Annotated in this window: 21 protein-coding genes; 11 read left to right on the top strand and 10 right to left on the bottom strand. The window is 70.5% G+C overall.

Annotated features, from left to right (window positions below):
* Positions 1 to 6: 6 nt before the first annotated feature.
* Complete coding sequence (locus AB0H88_RS19650) at positions 7 to 849, top strand: aldose 1-epimerase family protein (RefSeq protein ID WP_357646282.1); 843 nt, start codon at positions 7 to 9, stop codon at positions 847 to 849.
* 64 nt (positions 850 to 913) lie between these two features.
* Entirely contained in the window at positions 914 to 1,909 is a 996-nt protein-coding gene (locus tag AB0H88_RS19655) for an aminoglycoside phosphotransferase family protein (protein ID WP_357646284.1), read from the top strand.
* Here AB0H88_RS19655 and AB0H88_RS19660 read toward each other — a convergent pair.
* Positions 1,853 to 4,003: a M64 family metallopeptidase gene (locus AB0H88_RS19660; RefSeq protein WP_357646285.1), complete on the bottom strand. Its 2,151-nt coding sequence runs from the start codon at positions 4,001 to 4,003 to the stop codon at positions 1,853 to 1,855. The genes AB0H88_RS19655 and AB0H88_RS19660 overlap by 57 nt on opposite strands.
* 506 nt (positions 4,004 to 4,509) lie before the next feature.
* Here AB0H88_RS19660 and AB0H88_RS19665 point away from each other — a divergent pair.
* Both AB0H88_RS19665 and AB0H88_RS19670 read left to right on the top strand, forming a co-directional pair.
* Positions 4,510 to 5,709: an FAD-dependent oxidoreductase gene (locus AB0H88_RS19665; RefSeq protein ID WP_357646415.1), complete on the top strand. Its 1,200-nt coding sequence runs from the start codon at positions 4,510 to 4,512 to the stop codon at positions 5,707 to 5,709.
* A 91-nt stretch (positions 5,710 to 5,800) separates the two neighbouring features.
* The gene (locus AB0H88_RS19670; protein ID WP_357646286.1) at positions 5,801 to 7,147 is read left to right on the top strand and encodes a class II 3-deoxy-7-phosphoheptulonate synthase; all 1,347 of its coding nucleotides are present in this window, start codon (positions 5,801 to 5,803) and stop codon (positions 7,145 to 7,147) included.
* 313 nt (positions 7,148 to 7,460) lie between these two features.
* Here the strand turns inward: AB0H88_RS19670 and trxA are convergent, their stop codons facing one another.
* Entirely contained in the window at positions 7,461 to 7,835 is a 375-nt protein-coding gene (gene trxA / locus AB0H88_RS19675) for a thioredoxin (protein WP_357646287.1), read from the bottom strand.
* A 234-nt stretch (positions 7,836 to 8,069) separates the two neighbouring features.
* Entirely contained in the window at positions 8,070 to 9,038 is a 969-nt protein-coding gene (locus AB0H88_RS19680) for a nucleoside hydrolase (RefSeq protein ID WP_357646288.1), read from the bottom strand.
* A 221-nt stretch (positions 9,039 to 9,259) separates the two neighbouring features.
* Here AB0H88_RS19680 and AB0H88_RS19685 point away from each other — a divergent pair, with 221 nt between their 5' ends.
* On the top strand, positions 9,260 to 9,976 hold the full coding sequence (locus AB0H88_RS19685; protein ID WP_357646289.1) for a GntR family transcriptional regulator: 717 nt from the start codon (positions 9,260 to 9,262) through the stop codon (positions 9,974 to 9,976).
* Between the two features lie 80 nt (positions 9,977 to 10,056).
* Here AB0H88_RS19685 and AB0H88_RS19690 read toward each other — a convergent pair whose 3' ends face one another.
* Both AB0H88_RS19690 and AB0H88_RS19695 read right to left on the bottom strand, forming a co-directional pair.
* Complete coding sequence (locus AB0H88_RS19690) at positions 10,057 to 11,667, bottom strand: DUF6880 family protein (RefSeq protein WP_357646290.1); 1,611 nt, start codon at positions 11,665 to 11,667, stop codon at positions 10,057 to 10,059.
* A gap of 110 nt (positions 11,668 to 11,777) precedes the next feature.
* Positions 11,778 to 13,460, bottom strand: coding sequence for an ExeM/NucH family extracellular endonuclease (locus AB0H88_RS19695; protein ID WP_357646291.1), 1,683 nt, complete (start codon positions 13,458 to 13,460; stop codon positions 11,778 to 11,780).
* A 105-nt stretch (positions 13,461 to 13,565) separates the two neighbouring features.
* Here AB0H88_RS19695 and AB0H88_RS19700 point away from each other — a divergent pair, with 105 nt between their 5' ends.
* Positions 13,566 to 14,999, top strand: coding sequence for a pentapeptide repeat-containing protein (locus AB0H88_RS19700; protein ID WP_357646293.1), 1,434 nt, complete (start codon positions 13,566 to 13,568; stop codon positions 14,997 to 14,999).
* A 147-nt stretch (positions 15,000 to 15,146) separates the two neighbouring features.
* Here the strand turns inward: AB0H88_RS19700 and AB0H88_RS19705 are convergent, their stop codons facing one another.
* Together AB0H88_RS19705 and AB0H88_RS19710 are read right to left on the bottom strand one after the other, a co-directional pair.
* Positions 15,147 to 15,581: an SRPBCC domain-containing protein gene (locus tag AB0H88_RS19705; RefSeq protein WP_357646295.1), complete on the bottom strand. Its 435-nt coding sequence runs from the start codon at positions 15,579 to 15,581 to the stop codon at positions 15,147 to 15,149.
* Positions 15,574 to 15,912, bottom strand: a complete 339-nt coding sequence (locus AB0H88_RS19710) for a metalloregulator ArsR/SmtB family transcription factor (protein WP_357646296.1) — start codon at positions 15,910 to 15,912, stop codon at positions 15,574 to 15,576. The genes AB0H88_RS19705 and AB0H88_RS19710 overlap by 8 nt, the downstream gene beginning before the upstream one ends.
* Before the next feature lie 146 nt (positions 15,913 to 16,058).
* Between AB0H88_RS19710 and AB0H88_RS19715 the strand changes: the two genes are divergently transcribed.
* Positions 16,059 to 16,751 carry a permease prefix domain 1-containing protein gene (locus tag AB0H88_RS19715; protein WP_357646298.1) on the top strand — a complete coding sequence of 231 codons (693 nt, stop codon included), beginning with the start codon at positions 16,059 to 16,061 and terminating at the stop codon, positions 16,749 to 16,751.
* Here AB0H88_RS19715 and AB0H88_RS19720 read toward each other — a convergent pair.
* Positions 16,722 to 17,057 (bottom strand): helix-turn-helix transcriptional regulator, encoded by a 336-nt coding sequence (locus AB0H88_RS19720; protein ID WP_357646300.1) that lies wholly within the window; start codon positions 17,055 to 17,057, stop codon positions 16,722 to 16,724. The two genes, AB0H88_RS19715 and AB0H88_RS19720, sit on opposite strands and share 30 nt — an antisense overlap.
* Before the next feature lie 105 nt (positions 17,058 to 17,162).
* Between AB0H88_RS19720 and AB0H88_RS19725 the strand changes: the two genes are divergently transcribed.
* Genes AB0H88_RS19725 through cydC form a run of 4 tightly spaced genes read left to right on the top strand, consistent with a single transcriptional unit; the run spans position 17,163 to position 22,682 of the window.
* Positions 17,163 to 18,314, top strand: a complete 1,152-nt coding sequence (locus tag AB0H88_RS19725; protein ID WP_357646302.1) for a cytochrome ubiquinol oxidase subunit I — start codon at positions 17,163 to 17,165, stop codon at positions 18,312 to 18,314.
* Between the two features lie 10 nt (positions 18,315 to 18,324).
* Positions 18,325 to 19,089 (top strand): cytochrome d ubiquinol oxidase subunit II, encoded by a 765-nt coding sequence (locus AB0H88_RS19730; protein WP_357646303.1) that lies wholly within the window; start codon positions 18,325 to 18,327, stop codon positions 19,087 to 19,089.
* A 6-nt stretch (positions 19,090 to 19,095) separates the two neighbouring features.
* Complete coding sequence (gene cydD, locus AB0H88_RS19735) at positions 19,096 to 20,931, top strand: thiol reductant ABC exporter subunit CydD (RefSeq protein WP_357646305.1); 1,836 nt, start codon at positions 19,096 to 19,098, stop codon at positions 20,929 to 20,931.
* A complete protein-coding gene (cydC, locus tag AB0H88_RS19740; protein WP_357646307.1) occupies positions 20,928 to 22,682 on the top strand; it encodes a thiol reductant ABC exporter subunit CydC in 1,755 nt (584 codons plus the stop codon). Before cydD ends, cydC begins: the two co-directional genes overlap by 4 nt.
* Positions 22,683 to 22,703: 21 nt before the next feature.
* Here cydC and AB0H88_RS19745 read toward each other — a convergent pair whose 3' ends face one another.
* Positions 22,704 to 23,639 (bottom strand): discoidin domain-containing protein, encoded by a 936-nt coding sequence (locus AB0H88_RS19745; protein ID WP_357646309.1) that lies wholly within the window; start codon positions 23,637 to 23,639, stop codon positions 22,704 to 22,706.
* 20 nt (positions 23,640 to 23,659) lie between these two features.
* Positions 23,660 to 25,228 (bottom strand): alkaline phosphatase D family protein, encoded by a 1,569-nt coding sequence (locus AB0H88_RS19750; RefSeq protein ID WP_357646311.1) that lies wholly within the window; start codon positions 25,226 to 25,228, stop codon positions 23,660 to 23,662.
* Between the last annotated feature and the right edge of the window lie 18 nt (positions 25,229 to 25,246).

Consider the following 25,246-nt stretch of genomic DNA (forward strand, 5'->3'; position numbering starts at 1 on the left):
CCTTCCGTGCCCCAGCTCGCCGCCGCCGGATACACCGCGCAGATCAGCCCGCGCGGCGCCGCGCTCAGGACGCTCCGCCACGGCGACCGCGACCTGATCACGAGCTGGCCCGCCGAGGGCCCGGTCCCCTATTTCGCGGGCACGATCCTCGCTCCCTGGCCGAACCGGGTGGGCGGCGCCCGCTATCCGTTCGGCGGTCGGACGCACGAGCTGGCGGTGAGCGAGCCCGAGCGCGGCCACGCCCTGCACGGGCTGGTGTCCGGCGTCGACTGGCAGGTCGTGGAGCTGCTGGCCGCCGAGGACCACCACGCCTTCGTACGCCTGGCGCACACGATCACCCCCACGGCCGGTTACCCGTTCACGCTGACGCTGCGGGTGCTCCACCGGCTCGACGAGCACGGACTGACCACCACGGTCACCGCCCGCAACGACGGCGCCGACGCCGCCCCCTACGGCTGCGGCCCCCATCCCTGGCTGCTCGGCGACGACCTGGAGCTGCCCGCCGCCAAGGTGCTGATCACCGATGAGGAGCTGCTGCCCCACTCCCTGGACGACGTGTCCGGCTCCCCGTACGACTTCCGCGAGGCCAGGCCGCTCGACGGCGACGTGATCGACCACGCGTTCACCGGGCTGGCGGCCGGAGAGGCCCGGGTCGGGGGCGTACGCATGACGTGGGATCCGGCCGTGCTGCCGTGGGTGCAGGTCTGCACCAGCGGGCAGCTCGGCTACGAGGGCGTGGCGGTGGAGCCCATGACCTGCCCGCCCGACGCGTTCAACTCCGGCACCGACGTGGTGGTGCTCGAACCGGGCGGCGAGCACGTGGCCGGCTGGACGATCAGCGCCGCCTGACGCTCCGGGCACGTTCCGTGGCGAGGTGGACGATCAGCCCGGCCTGACCCCACAATCAGGTCTCGTGGACAGCAGGACGAAACGGCGTCTATCGCCCCCCGAGCTCGACGGTCTCGCCCGGCGCGCGCTCGGCGCGGGCGTGACCGAAAGCACCGAACTCACCGACGGCTACGCCAACGCGGTCTGGCGGCTCCTGCTCGACGACGGCCGCGACGTGGTCCTCAAGCTGGCTCCGTCTCCCGAGCTGGACCAGCTCAGCTACGAGCGCAACCTGCTGCGGATGGAGGCGGCGGCCTGCGAACTGGCCGTCGCCGCGGGCGTGCCGGTGGCGACGCTGCTGGCCGCCGGGTTCGACGATCCGGTGCTCGGCGGCGACTACCTGCTGTTCGGCACGCTCGACGGCGTGTCGTGGAACGACGTGAAACCGGACGGCGACGACGCGCTCCGGCGCGAGCTGGGCCGCCACCTGGCCAGGTTCAACGCGGTGACGGGCGAGGTGTTCGGCTACCCGCACGCGGGCATCACCGGCCGCACCTGGCGCGAGGCGTACCTGGCCATGGTGGGGGCGCTGCTGGCCGACACCGAGCGCTACCCCACGCCGCTCCCCCGGCCCGCCGCGGAGATCGGCGCGGTGCTCGCGGCCGCCGCGCCCGTGCTGGACGAGGTGACCACGCCGCACCTCGTCCACTTCGACGTCTGGGCGGGCAACGTCTTCCTGGACCTGTCCGGGACGCCCAGGATCCAGGCGATCATCGACCACGAGCGGGCGTTCTGGGGCGACCCGCTGGCCGAGTTCGTCACGCCGACCATCTTCGGCGAGCTGCGCGACGACGACCCGCTGCTGGCCGGGTACCGCGAGGTGACCCCACTGGAGCTCACCCCCGCCGCGTGGACCCGGCTCGACCTCTATCGCGCCTACCTCTACCTGATCCTGCTGGTGGAGAACGGGCCGCGGCAGTATCCCGAGTCGGAGTACGCGCGGGCCCGGGACCTGTCCACCACCTCACTCACGGACGTCCTGGACCGCCTCGTAGGAGGTGCCCCCGGCTCCCGCGCCTAGCTTCCCGCACTGCCCCGCGCCCACGCCGGTGACCTTGTTGGGCACGTCCAGGTCCAGCGGCGCGGGCGTGTTGCCCGTACAGGCGAGCGCGCCCTTGATCGTGGTGCCCGACAGGATGGGCGCCGTGTTCGAGGTCAGCAGGGCCGCGCCGCGGATTTCGGCGCCCACGACGGCCAGCGCCCCGGCGCGGTCGACCGTCAGCGCGCCGTCCACCCGCGCGCCGAGGACCTGCACCGAGGCGGCCCGCTTGGCGATGAGCGCGCCGGAGAGCCGACCACCGGTGACGACCACCGAGGCCCCCGCCCGCACGGTCACCGGGCCGCTCACCTGCGCGTGGTCCAGGCAGGTGACGCCGTCGGCGACGGTCAGCGGGCCGCGCTGGGCGCCGGTGAGGGTCCTGGTGCAGGCGGGCGGCGGGGCGATCGTGGTGACCGTGAAGCTGCCCGCCCGGCCGTAGTTGCCCGAGCCGTCGATGGAGCGGTACTCGATCGTGTGCCGCCCCCTGGGGAGCTTGCCGTAGACCAGGGAGTCGATGGTCGTGCCGTTCTCGGTGAACGTCCACGGCAGGTCGGAGGAGGTCGGCCAGCCGAAGTAGTTGAACCAGCCGTCGCCGTCGACCCTCGACTCCGAGACCACGTAACCGCCCTGGTCGTCGGTGCCGGTCAGCTTCATCGAGAACGGCCCGTTGTAGACGTAGGTGTCGCCGGACCTGGCGAGCGGCCGCGACAGCTCGTAGCCGGTCTTCGGCGAGGTGGCGTCGACCGTCCAGGTCAGCGTCCGGTCGCCGACCGTCGCGGTGAGCGTGTGCGTGCCGTCCGACGGCTTCAGCGCGCCGAGGTCCAGGTCGCTGTCGCCCTCGCCGACCCGCTTCCCGTCGAGCGCCCACGCGACCGCGGGAACGCTCGCCGCCGGGTGCGTGGTCTCGACGTACACGACGCCGGTGCGGCCCAGCGGCCGGTCCACCGAGGTGGCGGAGACGATGCCGGGGGTGACGCCGTCGGGCGGGGTGGTCAGGGACGTGTCGACGGTCCAGGAGCGCGAGGCGGACATCGCGGCGCGGATGGCCGGGTCCCTGACGAAGCTCGTCGGGTCGGTGACCGTCGCCTTGACCGTGTGGGTGCCCGGGGTGAGGGCGAGCGCGCGTAAGTCCAGGGCCGTGCCTTGTTCGGCGGGCCGGTCCGTGCCGTCGACGTTCCAGGTGACGGTGAGCGCGTGGCCGTTCGGGCGCATCGGCTCCACCCAGAGCACCCGGTCGGCGCCGACAGGCGCGCCCGAGGGGGTGGCGTCCTGGATCACCGTCGTCTTGCCGGTGATCCGCTGCGCCATCACCTCCCGGCTCACCTGGTCGTAGTAGTAGCCGAGCGTCTTCATCATCGAGTGCCGGCTCGGCCGCCAGACGCCCGTGGTGGCGTAAATGCCGCCCTCGTAGCGGCCGATCGGGCCGCCGGACTCGCTGGGCTCGCCCAGCCAGCGCCACCACTTCTTCTTCTCGTCCAGCATCTGCTGCTCGGTCAGCAGCGTGTGGTGGGCGGAGGCGGGCTCGGGTCCCGTGTACGGGCCGCCGGGGACGCCGCGCTGGTAGTAGTCGTACTCGTCCTGCAGGCCGCCCAGGGAGTGGCCCAGCTCGTGCGGGCTGATCAGGGCGGACATGGAGTTGCTTCCGGAGGCGGTCGCGTAGGAACCGCCCGCGCCGCCGTACGTCCCGCTGTTGGCCAGCGCGAGGATCTGCCGGTTGGCCGAGGTCGTGCCGGTGACCAGGTTCGCGTAGCGGGTGGCGGCCGTGTTGTCCATGGTGATCAGCCGCTGGACGCTGCTGGGATTGCACTGGCCCCAGAAGCCCATGCTGAGCGGGGTGGTCTTCTTCGGCGAGGTCAGGGCGGGGTCGCAGCTGACCCCCGACTCGCCGGAGACGATGTCCACCCGGTAGACGTTGATGTAGGCGCGGTAGGACTTGTACGGCTCGATCGACCACATCACGTTGAGGTGCCGGTCGACGTCGGCCTGGAACTTCGCCTGCTCGGACTCGGTGTAGCCGTCGCCCATGATGACCAGGTTGAACCGTTTGGCGGGCGTACCGGTGACCTGGACCGGCACGACGGTGGCAGCGCCGGGCGCGGCGGCTGCGTCTGCTGCGGTAGCTGCGTCTGCTGCGGTAGCTGCGTCTGCTGCGGTAGCTGCGTTGGCTGCGGTGGCTGCGTTGGCTGGGGGGATGTATAAGACGGCGGCGGCCAGGATCAGGGCCGCGGATCTACGCATGATCCGCATTATCGGCCTGTTGTGTGTCGGCGTCTCATCCCCAAGCCGATGAATCTGGCGGAGATCAGGCTGTGGGGTCAGGGCGCCGGTCCATGGGCACGGGTCATGCCATGCCGTAGAGCGTCTCCAGGTCGACCAGTTGGATATCAGGGTCAGCATGTGCGGCCGCATATGCCTTGTCGTCGAAGCCGGCGCCGCTGAGACACATGAGTCGGGTGCTGGTGGTGTCGTAGCGTCCCGCCTGGGCGATGAGGTCGCGGATGTGCTGGAGGCGGCGTTTCGGGCGTGTCGGATGGCACGCGGCAAGTGCATTTCTCCCTGGACGGAGTTAAACTCAATACGTGATGAATTCCTGTGTGATCGCGGGCGGCGGCCCGGCGGGCGCGATGCTCGCCCTGCTGCTGGCCAGAGCGGGTGTCGAGGTGACCCTGCTGGAGAAGCACGCCGACTTCCTCCGCGACTTCCGCGGCGACACGATCCACCCCTCGACGCTTCAGGTGCTGGACGAGCTCGGGCTGGCCCCGGAGTTCCTGAAGCTCCCCCACCGCAAGACGTACGCGTTCACCCTGCTGACCGACGACGGGCCGATCCAGCTGGCCAACCTTCGCGGGCTGCCGGGCAAGTACGACTACATCGCGTTCGTCCCGCAATGGGACTTCCTGAAGCTCGTCACGTCGGCCGCCGAGAAGTATCCGACGTTCCGGCTGCTCATGAACTCCGAGGCGTACGGGCTGATCCGCGAGGACGGCGCGGCCCGCGGCCTGCGGTACCGCGACAAGTCGGGCGAGCACGAGATCAGGGCGGAGCTGACCGTGGCCGCGGACGGCCGCGGCTCGACGCTCCGCGCGGCCGCCGGGCTGGTGCCGCAGGAGTTCGGCGCGCCGATGGACGTGCTGTGGTTCCGGCTGCCGCGCCTCGACAGCGACCCTGAGCAGACGTTCCTGCGGATCTCCACCGGCCACGCGATGGTGGGCATCAACAGGGAGACCTACTGGCAGCTGGCCTACCTCATCCCGAAGGGCGGCTACGACCGGCTGGCCGGTCAGGGCATCGACGCGTTCCGTGAGCCGGTGGCGCGGCTGCTGCCGTACCTGGAGGGGCGCGTCGGGCAGATCGCCGGCTTCGACGACGTCAGCATGCTCACGGTGGTGCTCAACCGGCTCCGCCGCTGGTACCGGCCCGGTTTCCTGGCCATCGGCGACGCGGCGCACGCGATGTCACCGGTGTTCGGCGTCGGCATCAACCTGGCGGTGCAGGACGCGGTCGCCACGGCCAACCTGATCGCCGAGCCGCTGAGGGCGGGCCGGCCCATCCCGGAGGCCACGTTGCGCCGGCTGGAGCGCCGCCGCATGCTGCCCACCAGGATCACCCAGGCCGCGCAGCGCGTGGCTCAGGACCGGCTGCTCGGCCCGACGATCGACAGCCAGGTGGGGCCGCCGCGCATCCCGGCGAAGCTGCCGCAGAATCCCCTGTTCAGTGGGGTGATACGGCGCTTCCTCGGGCTCGGGGTGCGCCCAGAACACGTACTGACACCCGAACTCTGACCTGCCCCGTTCCCCGGGTCGCAGGCGCGCGTTCTCACAACGTGGACATCGCGGTCGGTGACGCCGAGCCGGTAGCATACCCTCGTATGTCGTGAGCGCACTGAGCAATCCCGAGGAACTCGATTCCTGGCGAGCCCTGCCGGCGGCCCAGCAGCCTGACTGGCCCGACCGCAGCGAGCTCGAGAAGGTCGTCGCCGAGCTCGGCGGCCTGCCCCCACTCGTCTTCGCCGGCGAGTGCGACCAGCTCAAGGAGCAACTGGCCGCCGTCGCCCGAGGCGAGGCGTTCGTGCTGCAAGGCGGCGACTGCGCCGAGACGTTCGCCGGGGCGACCGCCGACAATGTGCGCAACAAGCTCAAGACGCTGCTGCAGATGGCCATCGTGCTGACGTACGCCGCCAAGGTGCCGGTGGTCAAGATCGGCCGCGTGGCCGGGCAGTTCGCCAAGCCGCGCTCCAAGGGCACCGAGACGCGGGACGGCCTGGAGCTGCCCGCCTACCGGGGCGACATGGTCAACGGCTTCGCTTTCACCCCTGAGTCCCGTGTGCCCGACCCGTGGCGGCTGCTGAAGGCCTACCACTCCTCGGCCGTGACGCTCAACCTGGCCCGCGCCTTCACCAAGGGCGGTTACGCCGATCTGCGCCAGGTGCACGCCTGGAACCAGGACTTCGTGGGCGAATCCCCCGCCGGTCGCCGCTACGAGCAGCTGGCCAGGGAGATCGACCAGGCGCTCGCGTTCATGCGCGCCTGCGGGGCCGACCCGGAGGAGTTCCACACCGTCGAGTTCTACTCCTCGCACGAGGCGCTGATCCTCGACTACGACCGGGCGCTCACGCGCATCGACTCGCGGACCGGCCGCCCGTACGACGTGTCGGCGCACATGGTCTGGATCGGCGAGCGCACCCGCCAGCTCGACGGCGCGCACGTCGACTTCTTCTCCCGCATCCGCAACCCCATCGGCGTCAAGCTCGGCCCGACCACCACGGCCTCCGAGGCACTGGCGCTGGTCGAGAAGCTCAACCCCGAGAACGAGCCGGGGCGGCTCACGTTCATCACCCGGATGGGCGCCTCCAAGATCCGCGAGCACCTGCCCGCGCTGGTCAAGGAGGTCACCGCGGCGGGCGCGCAGGTCGCGTGGATCTGCGACCCGATGCACGGCAACACCTGGGAGGCGCCGAGCGGCCACAAGACGCGCCGGCTCGACGACGTGCTCGACGAGGTGACGGGCTTCTTCGAGGTGCACCGCTCGCTCGGCACGCATCCCGGCGGCATCCACATCGAGTTCACGGGCGACGACGTGACGGAGTGCGTGGGCGGCGGTCACGAGATCGTCGAGGACGACCTCTCGCGCCGCTACGAGACGGCCTGCGACCCGCGCCTCAACCGCGGCCAGTCGCTCGACCTCGCCTTCCGGGTGGCGGAGCTCTACCGCTCCAGCTGAGTACGACCGGCGGCAGCCCCGGTCGGCCGGGGCTGCCCGGAACCGCTTGCGATGCCTCGATCACGTACGGTGAGGTTTCCGCGATCGAACGGGCAACCGATAACCAAGCCGGCCGTGAGATCACTTCCTGGATTCATCGGTACGACGAGGCCGCCGGACGGGCGGTGACAGGCCGTGGAGACTTGCCGGTAGGCGGGTCAGTGAAGCGGCAAGCAACCGCTCCGGGAGACCGCCACAGTCGGCTACGCGGGAATCGGCCGCAAGCCGTAGAACGAGAAAAGCCCCGCTGGTACGGCGGGGCTTCGTGGTGCGGTCAGTTCTGCTCGGCGCTCTTCAACTCCTCATTGAGCTCGGCCTTGATCGCGTCCATGTCGAGCGCGCGAACCTGGCTGATCAGGTCTTCGAGCGCGGGCGCCGGGATCGCACCGGGCTGCGCGTAGACCACGATCCCGTCGCGGATCGCCATGAGCGTCGGGATCGAGCTGATGTCGAAGCCCTGAGCCAGGGCCTGCTCCGCATCGGTGTCGATCTTGCCGAAGGTGATGTCCTCATGCTTGTCGGACGCCTTCTCGAAGATCGGCCCGAACATCTTGCACGGGCCGCACCACTCGGCCCAGAAGTCGAGCAGGACGATCCCCTTGTCGGCGATGTCGTTGAAGTTCGTCTCGGTTACCTCGATGGTCGCCACAAGTGGCTCCTCGTATCGTCGCGTGAAGTCTGTATGTCATCCCAGGGTGCAAACCTGTCAACCACGTACCCGCCACCAGCATTCCATGCTCACGCCGTCGGGCCTCACATAACGGGCGCCGGGATTTCCTGGGACAGCGACCGTGTGCGGATCATGCACGTGGAGGGGACCCGTTGGACGGGGAGGCCCCCAAGCGCACGGCATACGCGGCGGACAACGGGAAGCGAGAGTGGCTCAGGCCGGTGCGCCGCTGCCATGACGGGTGAAGACGTCGAGCAGTAGCTCCGCCAGGAGCTTGGCGTCCGCTCCAAAGGCGACGTCGGCGTTGGGCTTCTGGGCCGCGCCGGGCCGGGTGTCCATCACGGTCCGGCCGACGGTAAGGCAATCGGTGGTCTCGACGGCGACGTGCATGCTCCGTGCGGTGATGACCTGGGGCTGGACGAGGTACGCGGTACAGACCACGTCGTGCACCGGTGCGGCGTCCTCGGCGGACACGACGCCGTGGTAAGCGGAGATCCGCCGCGAGATGAACCGGGAGGCGGCGATTCCGGCGGGCGTCCCCGACTTCTCCAGCTTGAGGCAGGTGTTCTTGGTGACCAGCGCCTGGTGGGTGGCGTCGAGCGGCACCAGGGTGGTACGGGCGAAACCTGCGGAAAGGACCATGCTCGCGGCCTCGGGGTCGGCCCAGATGTTGAACTCGGCCGATGCGGTCACGTTGGTCACCGCATGGCCGCCGCCCATGACCACCAGTTCGTCGACCGCTTCCGTCAGGGAGGGATCAATGGCGAGAACGGTGGCGATGTTGCTCAGCGGCCCGACCGGTACCACAGTGATCTGTTCGGTCGTCGCCCGAAGCGTCTCGACCAGGAACTCGACGGCCCCGGTGTCCTGGCGCGTGCTGCGCGGTGGGGGGATCGGCAGGGCGCTGCCGTGCGGGTCGTCGTCGGAGTCCCGCTCGAAGTGCTTGGTGGAGGGGAAGCCGAGCCTTGCGATGGGACGGCTGAGTCCGGCGAAGACTGGGATCTGTGACCTGCCGATCCAGTCGAGTACCCGCAGTGTGTTGTCCGTGGTGTTCTCCAGCGGCACGTTGCCGTTGACGGTGGTGACGCCGATCAGGTCGAGTTCCGGATGCAACGCCGCGAACATGATCGCTACTGCGTCGTCGGTACCGGTGTCGACGTCGAGGATGATCTTCCGGCTCATGAGTACGCCTTCCTTTCTATGGTGGTGATGTGCAGGCCGTCACCGGCGGATTGGTCACGGGGGATCTCGGCGGCGGTGAGCCGCGGGAGGAGGTATGAGGCCCCATTGTTGGTATACCGTATCCCTATCTGTCAAACTATCAAGCATCAAGTATTCGCCTGAACTCCAGTTAGATTGGCATTTGTCTGGGATGTGGTATACCAGAAAAAGGGAAGGTGGACATGTCACGTCAGACCAAGACGCCGCTGGGTCTCGCGCACACGTCGCTGCGTGATCAGGTCCGGCTGGAGATCCGGAACCGCATCGTGAAGGGGCAGCTTCCGCCTGGCAGCAAGATGGTCGAACGTGAGCTCGCAGACGAACTGGGCGTATCTCGAGTCCCCGTGCGCGAGGCCCTGCGCATGCTCGAGTCCGAGGGCTTCGTCCATGTCGTGCCGCGGCGGGGAGTCGTCGTCAAGCATTTGTCGCAGACCGACGTCCAAGAGCTCTTCGACGTACGCGAAGCGCTTGAGGCGTTCACCGCCCGCCGCGCCGCTGAGCAGGCGAACAAGGCCGACATGCGGCGACTCAAGCGGCACCTCGACAAGGCAAGCCGGGCCGCGGCGGCGGGCAACGTCGACGACTTCGGGGACGCCAACGTGGCCTTCCATGACGAGATCACGGCCATCGCCGGCAACCGCCTCCTCGGTACCATCCTGGATCCCCTGCACGGTCGGCTGGACTGGCTGTTCCGCCAGGTCGACGACCCCGAACGGCTGTGCAACGAACACACCCGGCTGTACGAGGCGATCGCGTCCGGCGATTCGGCGGCAGCCGTCGCCATCGCCGTCGAGCACGTCACCAGTAGCCGGAAGACCGCGCTGCGCATCCTGTTCGGCACCTCGCCGACCGCCACCGGCGACCCCTCCTCGAACGCGGCCCGCGCCGACCCGGCCTAGGGCAAGGCTTACCCGATCCTGGCGGAGGAGGTCCCCGATGGCTGGATGGGGGATCACTGCCCGGTGTGGGCGTGATGGCGTCAGAGGAGGCCCGCGCCGTCCAGTTGGGTGTGGAAGGCCTTCTTGCCCGGGTGGGCGGCGCGGAGTCGGGCGAGGTAAGAGGCGAACTCGGTCTGGTCTCCGGTGCGCTCGAACAGGGTCCGGAGCGTGAAGAGATACTGGATCGCCTCCTGGTAGCCGGGTCTGCTGGCCCGGCTGACGCAGGATTCGGCCAGTTCCCGGTAGATCGGGATGGCGTCCTGGGGATGGGTCCGGGCGCGGGCGTTGACCACGCGCATGCGCAGGTCAGAGGCGAGTCCGTACGTCTGCAGGACCTCCCAGGCGCCCGCCACGTCCTCGTTGATCAGCAACACCTCGGCCAGCGTGGGGGCCATGGCGGGCGACGAGCGGAGGTGCGCGATGGCCTTGGCCTTCCATGGGGTCGCGTCCGGGCCGGCCTGGCGGGTCAAGTTCTGATAGGTGTGCGTGGACGGTGAGAGGGTGAAGAGCTGCCAGCGGGTCTCGAGCGCCTGCTCGGTCCGTCCGGCGTGCTGGTGGCAGTCAAGGGCGAGGGTGAGGAGCTGCTGATCGCGGCCGTAGCGGCCGATCCCCTGGGCGATCCAGGCCAGGGCTTCGTCGTGACGCTCCTCGCCGATCAGGAGACGAGCGATCTTCGCGATGTCACCGCCGCCGGCGGCCCGCTGGGCGAGCATGGCGATCACGGCGTCGGTGCCGCCCTCGGTGCGGGCGAGCGACTCGCGCAGCGTGGCCAGCTTGTAGTCGCGGATCCGGCCGGCGAAGGTCCCGTCCAGCAACTCGTGGCAGCGGCGCAGGCCCAGGTCGCCCAGTACGGGAGCGTAGCCGGGCAGCGAGCTCTCGAAGGTGCACCAGTTGCTGATCAGCACCTTGCCCATCAGCCACTCCGCCAGCTTCACCGGGTCGGGCGAGCCGGCCAGGCAGGCGTCCCGATGCATGCCCTGGACGCGTTCGAGATCGTCGACGAGCTGGCCACCATAGACCTCCCCGGTGTCCAGCACCTCCTCGATGAGGTCGATCGCGCGGACGGTCAGCTCGCGAGCGGTGTCCGGCAACGGCTCGATCAGGTCGTCGATCTCGTCGAGGATCTCCTCCAGGTCCTCGAGATCGGGATACCACTCACCCTCGTGCCAGGCGTCGCACACATCGGCGGCCTCGGCCAGCAGGTCCGCCATGACCGCTTCCAGGTCGGCGAGGAGGTCGGTCGACTCCTCGCCGATGATGGTCTCCGCGAGCTCGGTCCGCAGCCGGTCGGCGAGCGCGGGGTCCGTCGCGGCCAGCGTGGCGAGTCGGCGGGCCAGCCAGTCGGAGTCCTGGGTACGCAGCAGCGCGTACAGGTCAGGCGCCGGCCGCACATCGCCCATCCGGACCCAGGTCACCGCCGCGGCGGCCGCGTGGGCGCACAACTGGGGATCCAGGCACTCGCAGACCGCGCGCATCCCGCTCGCGGTGAAGGTGACCGTCACCGAACGCCCGCTCACCAGCGCGGCGACCGACGTCCCCTTCTCGGTCAACCCCGCGACCATGCCGCCGGCGACCAGCGCCAGAGCCTCAGCGAACACCAGCTCGCTGACCTGGCTCCGTACGGCTTCCTCGTCAACCTGGATGAGCGCCATGATGTCGATTATCCCGCAATGATCAACTGTGCTCGCCCCGGGTCGGGGAGCACTCGATGTCCACGTCACAGGCGGCCCGTACGGAATGCGGGCCGCCCGTGACGAAAGGATCAGCGGCCCGGCAGGGTGAGGCCGATGACGAGCGGGTCGTGGTCGGTGGACCGGAAGGCGTCCGGCTTGTACAGGGACGCCGGGTTGTACTCGGTGTTGTAATCGAGAATGCGTGGTTCGTCCGAGTTGATGTGCCAGATCGTCGCGCTGGTGACCCGCTTGAGCAGCTGCCGGCCGACCAGCGCGTGGTCGAGCTCCCCGGCCAGCCCGTCGAACAGGTAGCTGTAGCGCTGCCGCACCGGCACGAACCTCTTGGTCAGGCTGGTCAGCCCGCCCGCCTCCAGCGTGTGGATCGGGTCCTCCTCGCCGTAGGCGTTGAGGTCGCCGAGCACCACCGGGTTCGGCAGGTCCTTCACCAGGCCGAGCAGCGCCTGCGCCTGCTTGACGCGGGTGGCGTTCCAGCAGCTCTGCCCGTCGCCCTGGTCGGCGTCCGGGCCGTCGGCCGGGCAGGTGCCCTTGGACTTGAGGTGGTTGACGACCATCGTGAACGACTGGCCGCCCGCCTTCCTGCGGAACGTCTGGATCAGCGGCGGCCGGCTGAACACCGCGTCCTGCGAGGCCTGGGGAGCGCCGACGGGCGTCAGCTTGGCCGGCTTGTAGATCACCGCGACCTGGATGGCGTCCGTGCCGGGGTACGGGTGCTGGAGCGCCGCGTACGTACCCGCGCCGACCTCGGCGTTGACGGCGTCCACGAGGGCCTGGAGCGCCGTCTGACCGTTGTTCTCGACCTCCATGAGGCCGACGGCGTCGGCGTCGAGCCCCTTCAGCGCCGCCACCAGCTTGGCCAGCTGCCGCTGCTGCTCCACGGCGTTGGTGGCGCCGCGCGAGCCGAGCGTGGTGAACCAGTTCAGCGTGTTGAACGAGGCCACCTTGACGTTGCCGATGACCGGGAAGGGCCGGGACGTCCGGGGGTTGGTGCCGTGGTAGTCGATCGGCTTGGTGGGCTGCAGGCGATAGGTGCCGAACCCGTAGCCGAGCACGCCGGTGATGCCCGCGGCCAGGTCGCCGGTCCGCACGATGGGCGGCAGGGTGGCCGGGTTCTCCCTGCTGGAGCCGTCGTCGATGAGCAGCGAGCGCCGCTTGTTCAGCGCCGCGTCCACACCGGGCCGGTCCGTCGGCTGGAACAGCCGGCCGCCGGAGGAGACGGTGACCTCGCCGTAACGGCCCAGGTTGTAGTGCTCGCTGACGGTCAGCGGCTGCGGGAAGGTGAGCAGCATGTTCTCGACGGACTCCCGCCCGTCATCCGGCAGCTTGTACGGCTGAGCCGCCACCGAGCCGGTGCCGCAGACGTCCACCGAGGTGACCGGTGACAGCTCCGTCCAGCCGTTGTACTCCGTCACCTTGCCCGTCACGAGCACCCGGTCGCCCGCCGCGACGTCCTTGACGGTGTCGCGGGCGTAGGCGAACAGCCCTTCGGAGGTCTTCGGGTCGGCGTCCGGCTTCGGGTCCTGCAGGAAGAAACCGCTCAGCTGGTCGCCCCGCTGGAAGTCACCGGTGACGATGCCTTCGACGGTGACGCTCTGCCCGGCCAGGGGGCTGGCGTCACCGCTCCCCTGCACCTCCGAGATACGCCGGCTCGGCGGCGTGTCGCACGCGGTGGCCGGCGCGGCGAGCGCCGGCGTGCCGGGGAGGGCGGCCGCCACGACGAACGCGACGAGAACACTTCTGGATAAAACACGCATGACCAGCACTTTAGAGGGAATTGCGGTCACAGATTTCCACTAAAAAGTGGCTAGAACCTTAAATCATCGAACCTTGACACTGCCCTGCGCGGGTATGAGGACTGCATGGACTGGGTCACCTGCGCCTATTCGGCAGCCTGCTCGGGAATCGCCCACCAGCCGTACGACCGTTGCCTGGCACATCTGCAACCGGACGAAGTAGCCGAGAGACTCGACGAGATGGCGCCCGGCCGCCTGCTCGACCTGCGCGGCACACCGATCAGCGGCGCGCTGCTCGGCAGGATCCTCGAGGTGACGGGCGGCCGACCGGGCCGGGCCCGGCTGGACCGGGTCACGTTCACCGGCGACGTACGGCTGTCCGGCGTGACCTTCGCCGGCGACGTCTCGCTCGACGGCGCCCGGTTCGAGCGGCTGGCCTCCTTCTTCGGCGCCCGGTTCGAGGGCAACGTCTCGCTGGCCGGGGCCGGGTTCGCCCGCGAGTTGTCCTTCCACGGCGTCCGGGTACGCGGCCACGTGTCGCTGGACCGGGCGGTGATGTCGCGTGACGCGCTGTTCAGCCAGGCCGTGTTCGGTCACGGGCTGTCGTGCGAGCGGGCCAGGTTCGACGGCTACGCCACCTTCGACGGGGCCGCGCTGGGCGACGGCGCGAACTTCCGCGGCGCCAGGTTCGGCCGCACGCTGTCCTTCCGCAAGGTCAGCGGCCCCGCCGGGTTCGACACCGCGCACTTCGCGGCCGACGCCTACCTCTCGGTCACCGGGCGGCTGTCCGCTTCGCGGGCCCGCGCCGACGGCACGCTCGACGTGGCCGTCGCCTCCGGCCGCGCGAACCTGCGGCGGATGGAGGTCAGCGGCGGGACGACGATCCGGCTCGTCGACTCCGATGCCGATCTGGAGGGGTCGGTGCTGCGCGGGCCCGCGATCGTGACCGGGCGCGGCGGGTCAGCGCTGACCTCGCTGCGGCACGTCGACGCGGCCGACCTGGCGCTGTTCGGCCTCGATTTGTCGGGCTGCCGGTTCGCCGGGCTGGCCCGCCCGGCCGCGGTCCGGGTCAAGAACTGCACGTTCGCGCTGACGCCGCGCGGGGTGCGCGTGAGCCTGCACTGGCCGATGCTGCGCTGGTTCTCCCGGCGCAGCGCGCTGGCCGACGAGCACACCATGCGCGGCTGGGCTCCCCCCGTCCCCGCACCGGACCAGGGCCCGGCCAACCGGCCGGCCGCGCACGGCGCTCCGATGGGGGCGCAGGACCCGCCCGCCGGGCCCGACCGGCTGGCCGCCCTCTACTCCGGGTTGCGCGGCCAGGTCGACGACGTGGGCACCTCGGCCGACTTCGCGTTCGCGGCGATGGAGATGCGCCGCCAGGCGGGCCGCCGGTGGTGGCTGTCCCTTTCCTGGCTGCTGTGGGGGTACGGCATGCGGATGGGCCGGGCCGCCGGCTGGCTCGTCCTGCTGATGGCGATCACCGTGGCCGCGCTGTTCTGGACCTCGACCTCGCACGCCGAACGCGGCGCCGAACAACCCGCGCCCGCCGTCCACCCATAGCGGCCGTCCACCGGTAGACGCCGTCCACTCATAGACGGCGTCCACCCATAGACGGCGTCCGTCACAAGCGGTCCGTCACAAGCCGTCGCCCATAGACGCCGCCCGTCACGAGCCGTCCGTCACGAGCCGTCCGTCACGAGCCGTCCGTCACAACTCGTCGAGGATCTTGCCGATGGCGGCGAAGTGCATGGAGCGCCAGCCGCCGCCCATGATCTTGCGGGACATCTGCTGCGTAGCGTCGTCGGGATCGAAGCCCTCGTGGTCGAGGAAGAGCCTGGTGCCCGTGCCCTCGGGTTCCAGGCGCCAGGTGACGGTCCAGTCGGCGTTCTTGCGATCGCTCCAGCTGATCTTCAGCAGCTTCTCCGGCTCCAGCTCCAGCACCTCGCAGTAGACGGTGCCCTCGAAGCCGGTCTGCTTCACCGGCGTGGTGGTGAAGGTGAACCGGTGCCCCACCTCCGGGCTGAAGTCGTTGGGCATCAGCCAGCGGGCCACCAGTTCGGGCTCGGTCAGCGCCCGCCACACCTTCGCGGGCGGGTGCGTGATGAACTGGTCCAGCCGGATCGAGCGCAGGTCTTCAGACATCGTGTTCCTTTTCCTCGAGGTCCATCTCGTCGAGCAGGTCGCTCAGGCCGGAGAGCTTCTCTCTCCAGAAGCGTTCGTACGGCGTGAGCCACTCACGGATCTCCATGAGCGGCGCCGCCTCCAGCCGGTAGAGCCGTTCTCTCCCCCGGCGCGTCTCGGCCACCAGCCCGGCGTCCCGGAGCACCTTGAGATGCTCCGAGACGCTGGGACGGCTCATGTCGAAGCGCTCGGCCAGCCGCCCGGCCGGTTGGCCGCCCTCATCGAGCAGCAGCCGCAGCAGCTCCCGCCGGGCGGGGCTGGCCAGCGCGGTGAAGACGTGGTCGGCGGTCATGCCGGAGCGGCCTGGTCGGCTACGGGGACGGTCATGAGACTGGAGATTGGCATGTGGACCACTATATGTAGGAATTTCCCTACATATCAAGACATCGGGGAGATCCCTGATTCCGCAGCGGAATCCACCTTCGTAAGATGGGAGGCATGCGGATCGACGACTACGTGGCCGAGCTCGGCAGATCTCTGGCCGGGCCGCCGGGGCCCAAGCGCGACCTGGTCGTCGAGGCGCGTGACAGCCTGACCGACACCGCCGACGCGCTGGAGGAAGAGGGCCTGGTCCGGGCCGAGGCCGAGCGGCTGGCCGTGCGGCAGTTCGGCGAGATCCCCGAGATCGTGTCCGGCTACCAGCGGGAGCTGACCGTCGCGGCCGGCCGGATGCTGGGCACGCTGCTGCTCATCAGCGTGCCGATGACCGCGCTGATGTGGTCGGTGCTCTGGCGCTTCTACCCCATGGACCCCACCGCCTGGACCACCAGGCCGGCCTGGTTCTCGCCCGTCTCGCGGGCGCTCGACATCCTGCAGTTGGGCACGGGCGTGTTCGGCGGGCTGTCGCTGTTCGCGCTGAGCCGGGGCGGCCGGTGGCATCTCAGGCCGCATCTGGTGACCAAGGGGCTGGGGATCGTCGTCTGGGCGATGCTGCCGGTGGTCGGCGGGCTGAGCCTGCTGCTGAACTATGGGGCCGATCTGCCGCTGGGCGTCGACTTCTTCCTGCCCACCGTGCTCGCCAACTTCGTGACAGCGGCCTGTTGGGGCCTGCAGCTCTACGGCGCGACGCGCTGCCTGCGCCTCACCCGGGCCACCTGCGCCTCACCCGGACTGCCTGATCCCCGGCCGTAGCACTCCGCCGATCACACTGGCGAACTCCGCCCAGGCCGACCGCTCGCCTTCCAGCTGCTTCCTGCCGGAATCGGTCAGGCGGTAGGTGCGCCGTTTGCGTCCGCCGACCGTGGCCCACTCGCTGGCCAGGTAGCCGATCCGCTCCAGCCTGCGCAGCGCCGGATAGACGGTGCCGGTCGGTACGTTGAGCGCGCCCCCGCTGCGTGCCTGCAGGGCCTCGATGATGGCGTAGCCGTGCAACGGCTCACCCTCCAGCACGGAGAGCAGCAGGGCGTCCATGTGGCCGCGCAGCGCGTCGGGGTTCATGGCTCCGATCCTAGATAACCCTTCGTTGAGTAGCCAGTCTACATGTAGGTCGTCTATATGTAGACTGGCTATAGGTAGACAGGCACAACGAAGGGGGTTGGGCGCATGGACGCGCTGGAACTGGCCCGGTTACAGTTCGCATTGACCGGGAACCTGCATTTCCTGTTCGTCGTGCTCACGCTGGGGCTCGCGCCACTGGTGGCGATCATGCACACGCGCTGGGCACTGGCGGGCAGGCCGCTGCACGAACGGCTGACCAGGTTCTGGGGCCAGGTCTATGTCATCAACTACGCCTTGGGCATCGTCACCGGGCTCGTGATGGAGTTCCAGTTCGGGCTCTCGTGGAGCGGGCTGACGCACTACGCGGGCGACGTCTTCGGCGCTCCGCTGGCCATGGAGACGCTGGTGGCGTTCTTCCTGGAGTCGACGTTCCTCGGCCTGTGGATCTTCGGCTGGGGCCGGCTGCCCCGATGGGCGCACCTGGCCTGCATCTGGCTCGTGACGCTCACGGCGTACGGCAGCGCCTTCTTCATCATGGCGGCCAACTCCTTCCTGCAGAACCCCGCCGGAGCCGTCGTCAGGGGCGATCGGATGGAGCTGGTCGACATCGGCGCGCTGTTCACCAACAAGACGCTGATCTTCTCCTTCCCGCACGTGATCGGGGCCGGGCTGTTCACCGGGGCTATGGTGCTGGTCGGGGCGAGCGCCTACCAGCTACGCCGCCGTACGTCCGAGGTGGAGTTCTTCACCAAGTCGCTGCGCACCGGCGTGACCACGGCCGCCATCGGCATCCTCATGACCGTTGGCTTCGGCTACGCGCAGTTCGCCGGCATCCAGGAGGGCAAGTTCAAGGGCGACACGGCGGCGGTGCCGCTCGGGATCATGATGGAGGTCGGGCAGCTCCTCGCGCTCGTCGTGCTGTTCGCGATGCTGCCGCTGATCCGCGTCCTGCCGCGCTGGCGGTGGACGCATCCGCTGCTCATGCTGATGACACCGCTGCCGTTCGTCCTGGCCATCATGGGCTGGCTGGCCAGGGAGGGCGGGCGGCAGCCGTGGATGATCTGGGAGAAACTCACCGTCGCCGACGCCATGACGCCCGGCCTCACCCCGCCGATGATCACCGGCTCACTGATCGCCTTCGTGGCCGTGCTGGTGCTGCTGGCGATCGTCGACTACGTCCTCATCGCCAGGGTGATCAGGCGCGGGCCGCGCGAGCTCGACCTCGGCGCCGTCCCCGAGCCCGCCCTGACCTACTAGGAGTCGTGACATGGAACTGATCTGGTTCGCCTGCTTCACGCTGCTGCTGGCCGGATACTTCGCGCTGGAGGGCTTCGACCTGGGGGTCGGGCTGCTGCTGCCGATCCTCGGCAAGTCGGCCGACAGCAAGGATCGCATGGTGGCGGCCATGGCCCCGTTCGTGCTGGCGAACGAGGTGTGGCTGGTGGCGGTCGCCGGGACGCTGTTCGGCGTCTATCCGGCGCTCGAGGGCGAGGTGCTGTTCGGGCTGTATCCGGTGGTGGTGGCCATGCTGCTGTCCTGGATCCTGCGGGACGCCGGGCTGTGGTTCCGCCGCCGGATCGGCGGCACGGCCTGGCGTGGCTTCTGGGACCTGATGATCGCGCTCGGCTCGCTGGGGCTCTCGTTCGGCTGGGGGGTGGCCCTGTACGCGGCCGTCACCGGGTTCACCTCGTCCCTACTGAACCCGGTGGGGTTGATGCTGGGCGTGGTGGTGACGCTGCTGCTGGCCTTCCACGGCTGGACGTTCCTGGCCTGGCGCTCCCCCGGTCTGGCCGGTGTCACCCGCTCGGGGCGCGCGCTGGCCCTGTCCGGGATGGTGGCCGCGATCCCCGCCCTCGGGGTGCTCCTGGGCAGCATGCCGTACCTAATGGACCACACCGCGCCGGCCGAGACGCTGAATGTGCTGAGTGTCATGGCGCTGCCGTTCGCGCCGGTCGTCCTCCTCGCGCAAGTATGGGTGTGGCGCACTTTCCGTCCTGGCGAGGACGCCGTCCGGATCCCGTCGTTCTTTTGAGGGCTCGTGCACAAAGATCTCCTGCGGCTCATGCGGGCCGAGCAGTCGGTGCGGCGCCACCTGGCCGTCACCTTCGCGGCGGCGATGGCGGCCGGGCTGCTCGTGCTCGTGCAGGCGGAGCTCCTGGCGGGGGTTCTGTCCGGCCGGTTCACGGCCGTGGCGCTGGCGGGCCTGGCCGCCGTGGTGGGCGTCCGCGCGCTGCTGGGGTGGACGCAGGGCATCTTCGCCGGCCGTACGGCGACGGGCGTCAAGTCCGCGCTGCGGCACCGGCTGCTGGCCAGGCTGCAGGAGCTGGGCCCGGCCAGGCTCGCCGGTCACCGCTCGGGTGAGCTGGTCACCCTCACGGGACGCGGCCTCGACCGGCTCGACGCCTACCTGACCGGCTACCTGCCCTCGATCGCCGTCGCGGCGGTGGTGCCGCTGGCGGTGCTCGTCCGGCTGTTCGCCGCCGACCTGGCGAGCGCGGTGATCGTACTGGTCACACTGCCGCTGATCCCGCTCTTCGGGGCGCTCGTGGGGATGACCACCAAGGCCGTCACAGAGCAGCAGTTCCGCGCGCTGTCGCGGCTCGGCGGGCACTTCCTCGACGTCGTACGCGGCCTGCCCACGCTGCGCGCCTTCGGCCGGGCCCGCTACCAGGCGACGGTCATCCAGCAGGTGGCCGAAGCGCACCGCGCCACCACCATGCGTACCTTGCGGGTGGCGTTCCTGTCGTCGCTGGTGCTGGAGCTGTGCGCGTCGCTGTCGCTGGCCCTGGTGGCGGTGCCGATCGGGCTGCGGCTGCTGGGCGGCTCGCTGGACCTGTCGACGGCGCTGCTGGTGCTGCTGCTGGCCCCGGAGGCGTACCTGCCGCTGCGGGCCATGGGCACCCGCTTCCACGCCTCCATGGAGGGGGTGGCGGCGGCGGACGCGGCCTTCGCCGTACTGGACGCCGAGCCCGAAGCCGGCGACTCGGACACGTCCCTGAAGCAACCTCCGGAGGGCGCCACGCCTCGGAAGCAAACGCTGGAAGGCGCTACGGACCGAAAGCGACCGCCCGAGGGCGCCACGCCTCGGAAGCGACCGCCGGAGGGCGCCGCGGCCCCGGAGATCCGGCTGGAGGACGTCACCGTCCGCTACCCCGGCCGCGACGACCCGGCGCTCGAACATGTCTCACTCACCATCGAGCCCGGCGAACGCGTGGCCCTGGTCGGCGCGAGCGGCGGCGGCAAGAGCACCCTCCTGCACCTCATCCTGGGCTTCGTCCAGCCGTCCGAAGGCAGGGTCCTCGTCGACGGCACCGACCTGCGCGACCTCGACCTGAACGCCTGGCGCGACAGGCTGGCCTTCGTCCCGCAGCGCCCGCACCTGTTCGCCACCTCGGTCGCCGGCAACATCCGCCTCGGCGCCCCGTCCGCCTCCCTGGAGCAGGTACGGCAGGCCGCCACCGCCGCCTACGCCGACGACTTCATCCAGGCGCTCCCCGGCGGCTACGACACGGCGGTGGGCGAACGGGGCGCGAACCTGTCCGCCGGCCAGCGGCAGCGCGTGGCCCTGGCGCGGGCCTTCTGCCGCCCGGACACCTCGGTCCTGCTGCTGGACGAGCCCACGGCCCGGCTCGACGGCCGCAGCGAGGCTGCCGTGGTGACGGCCACCGCCGACTTGGCCCGGGACCGCACCGCGATCATCGTGGCGCACCGGCCGGCCATGATCGACCTCGCCGACCGGGTCGTCCGCATCCACGAGGGCCGAGTGATCGCCGACCGCTCCCGCCTCGGCACGGGCACGGCCCGCTCCGACCTCGGTACGGACAGGAGCCGCTCCGACCTCGATACGAGCACGACCGTAAGGGGAGAGCGATGAACCGGCGCATGGGCCTGCGGCTCACCTGGGCGGTGCTGGCCGGAGCGGCGGCCGACCTGGCCGGGCTGGGCCTGATCGCGGCGGCGGCGTGGCTGATCACGCGGGCCGCCGAGCAGCCGGAGCTGGCCGCGTTGAGCGTCGCCATCGTGGCCACCAGGGCGTTCGCCACCAGCAAGGGCGTCTTCCGCTACGCCGAGCGGCTCACCGGCCACGACGTCGCCCTGCGCGCCCAGGCCGGCACCCGCGAACGCCTCTACCAGGCCCTCATCCCCCCGCGTCAGCCCCGGCACGGCGGCGCCGACCTGCTCAGCCGGATGGTGGACGACACGGAGGCCGTCCAGGACCTCCTGGTGCGCTGCCTGCTGCCCGCGACGGCCGCCGCGCTCGCGGGCCTGGCCGCCGTGGTCATCGGTCTCACCCTGCTCCCCGTCGCGGCGCTGGTCCTGCTGGCGGGGCTGGTCGTGGCGGGCGTCCTGCTGCCCGCCGCCACGGCCGCCGCCGCGCGCCGCTGGTCGGCCAGGATCGCCCCCGCCAGAGCCGCCCTGGCCGAGCGGGTGGCCGACCTGGTCCACGGCTCCGCCGACCTGGCCGCGTACGGCGCCGGTGACCGCGCCCTCGCCCAGGCCCGCGCCGCCGATGAGGCCCTGGCCGCGCTGGAGCGCCGCCAAGCCCGCGTCCACGCCGTCGCCCTGGCGGGCGGCACGCTGGTGCAGGGCCTGACGGTGGCGGCGATCGTGCTGCTCGGCCAGGCCGCCGGGACCGACCGGGTGGCCATGGCGGTGCTCGCCCTGACCGCGCTGGTCTCCTTCGAGCCGGTGCTCCCGCTGGCGGCTGCCGGCGAACGCCTGGCGGGCATCCTGGCCGCGCTCAGACGCCTGCGCGAGGTGAGCGCCACCCCGCCCGCCGTCACCGAGCCGGACACCGCGTCCACTCCCGCACCGTCCACTCCCCCGCCATCCACTCCCCCGCCGTTGGCTCCCGCACCGTTCACTCCCCCGCCATCCCCTCTCCCGCGGTCGCCGCTGACGGTCGAGATCGACGACCTGGTCGTACGGCACGCGCCGGAGCAGCGGGCGGCCGTCGACGGGGTGTCGCTGAGCCTGACCCCCGGCAAGCGGGTGGCCCTGGTGGGACCGAGCGGGGCCGGGAAGAGCACCCTGCTGGCCGCGCTGATGCGCCTGGTAGAGCCCGAGTCCGGCGCCATCCGGCTCAACGGGGTGGACATCCGGCGGCTGGCCTCGGACGACGTACGGGCCATGATGACGGGGCTCACCCAGGACCCCTACATCTTCCAGACCACCCTGCGCGCCAACCTGCGGCTCGCCGGTCCCGAGGCCGGTGACGAGGAGCTGCGGCAGGCCGTACGAGATGCCCGTCTGGAGGAGTGGGTCGAGCGGGCCGGGTGGGAGGCCGAGCTGGGAGAGGACGGCCGGACCGTGTCCGGCGGGCAGCTGCAGCGGCTGGCCCTGGCCAGGGCGCTGCTGTACGACCCGCCGGTGCTGCTGCTCGACGAGCCGGCCGAGGCGCTGGACGAGGAGACCGCCGACGCGCTCATGGCCGACCTGCTCGACGTGACGCACGACCGCACCACGTTGCTGGTCACCCACCGGCTCAGGGGCCTGGAGCAGGTGGACGAGATCGTGGTGCTGGAGGACGGGCGCGTGGTTCAGCGCGGCCACCACCACGATCTCGTCACCGAGCCGGGCTACTATCGCGACCTTTGGGAGTCGGAGGTCCTCACCAGGCGATGACCAGACGATGATCGACAGGCGTCAGCGCACTTCGACCTCGACGATGCGGGTGTAGTCGTTGGCGCCGTTCGAGGCCAGTGCGACGATGCGGACGGCGTCCGCCGTGACCGGCGCGAAGTCCGAGCGGGCGTTGCCAGCGGTGTTGCCACGCACCTGGGCGACCGTCTGCCACTGGCCCGCCGCCTGGACCTGGACGTCCCAGTCGCGCAACCCGAAGACCGAGGCCGGATACCGTTCGGTGCTCAGCGTGTACAGGTCCACGCGGGAGACCTGCTTGGCGCCGCCCAGCGCGATGGCCACGGTGTCCGGCCAGGCCCTGGCGGTGGCGTCGTTCCAGCCGTTGCCCCCGGCCCAGCCGTTGGAGCCGTTGTCGCCGTCGGCGATGCTGCAGGGCGGGTAGTTGGCGTTGACGTGCTGGGAGGACGCGGTGACCTGCCGCCGGAGCGCGAGGTTGCCGCCGTTGTCGAGCTTGTCCAGGGTCACCACCTCGACGGGTACGGCCAGCGTGCGGTCCCCGGCGCGCAGGCGCAGGCCGTACTGGCCCTCTGGGGTGGCCGGCGGGACGGCGACCAGCAGTTTCGCGCCGAGTTCGTAGCCGGGAGGCAGGTAGCTGGACAGGATCGAGCGGGAGGCGCTGAGCGGCTGGTCGATCTCCACGTGCATATCGGAGTACGCGGCCTTCTTGGCGTCGCTGCGCATGCCGATCTCGATCTTGGCCGGACAGGCGGGGTCCACGCCGAGCGGCGCGATGAGCTTGTCGGCGCCCGCGATGGGGGTCAGCTTGCCGGTGCCCTTGGACTTGCCCGGTCTGACGTCGATCGAGGTGACGGAGGCGGGCTGCTGTTCGGGCGGCTGGGCGGCGGGTGAGGGATCTTGCTGCGGAGCGGCCGCGTTCGCGCCCGGCCCGGTCAGGACCGTGACGGCGGCGACGGCCAGCGCGGCGGTGAGGTGTCGCATGATCGTTTTCCTTCCGGGGGTCAGAGCGCCTGCAGGCCGGGGGCGCCGTCGAGGGTCACGAGGCTGGCCCTGGTGGAGACGGGCGCGCCTGGCTTGTCGACGTACGGGACGACCTTGAAGTCGGCCCGCCACTGGCTCCGGGTGACCTCGCAGGAGACGTAACCGCGCTGGTAGCTGGAGAACCTGAGGTGCGGGTTGACCGGGTCACTGCCCCCGGCCGGCAGTCCCGTGGTGGCGCTGCCGTTGCCGCCGCTGCTGACCGAGGTGCCGACGAACTCCACGCCGACCGTGCGCGAGGCGGGGTCGTCGAAGTTCGCCTTGAGCTCGCCGGCCATGTTGTAGTGGATGTCACCGGCCAGCACCACGGGGTTGCTGACCTCGCGGTCGATCATGCCGTTGATGACGCGGTCCTTGGCGGCCTTGTAGCCGTCCCAGAGGTCCATGCTGAGCTTCTGGGCGGGTCCGGGGTCGAAGTCGAGCTGCATCATGGCGATCTGCTGGGCCAGCACGTTCCACTTGGCGCGGGACCTGTCCAGGCCGTCGAGCAGCCACTTCTCCTGCTCGGCGCCGAGCATCTGCCGGGCGGGGTCGAGCCGGTCGGCGCAGTCGATCTGCTGCCCGTCGCCGCAGGCCTGGTCGTCGCGGTACTGCCGGGTGTCCAGCACGTTGAACTCGGCGAGGTCGCCGAAGGTGAACCGGCGGTAGATCCGGGCGTCGGGGCCCTGGACCGCGGGCACCCGGACGGGCATGTTCTCCCAATAGGCCCGGAAGGCGTTGGCGCGGATCACCAGGTAGTCCTGCTCGGTCACCTCGCCGCCGGGGCCGTACTTCCCCGCCCAGTTGTCCAGCACCTCGTGGTCGTCCCAGGTGACGATCCACGGCGCGCGGTGGTGCGCGGCCTGCAGGTCGGGGTCGCTCTTGTAGAGGCCGTACTGGATGCGGAAGCGGTCGAGGGTGTCGCACTGCACCCGGTACTGCTCGGGCACCGGGGTGTTGCGTGTACCGCCGGTGGGCACGATGCCGTACTCGTAGATGTAGTCGCCGAGGTGGAAGACCACATCGGGCTCCTCCTCCGCGAGGTGGCGGTAGGCGCTGTAGTAGCCGTCCTGCCACGAGGCGCACGAGGCGAAGGCCAGCTTCAGGGCATCGGGCCTGCTCCTGGCCGCCGGGGCGGTCTTGGTCCGGCCGACCGGGCTGATCTGGCCGCCGGTGCGGAACCGGTAGAAGTACTCGCGGCCGGGGCGCAGCCCCGTGGCGTCCACGTGGACCGAGTGACCGTACTCGGGCGTGGCCCACGCGGAGCCGTGCCCGGCCCTGCGGGTGAACGCCTCGTCCTCCGCGATCTCCCAGTCGACCTGGATCCGGCCGTACGGCATGCCGCCGAGCGGCTCCAACGGGCTGACGGCCAGGCGCGTCCAGAGGATCACCCGGTCGGGCAGCGGATCCCCGGAGGCGACACCGAGCTGGAAGGGGTAGTCGGCCCTGGCGGTGGCCTGGGCCGTCCAGGGGTCGGCGAGGTTGGTGGTGAAGGCCAGGGCAAGCGCGGAGCCGCCGATCCCGAGGAAGGATCGGCGTGAGGGACGATGCATGGGCTTCCTAAGAGCTGG

It is taken from the genome of Nonomuraea sp. NPDC050680, from assembly GCF_040654555.1.
Lineage (GTDB): Bacteria > Actinomycetota > Actinomycetes > Streptosporangiales > Streptosporangiaceae > Nonomuraea.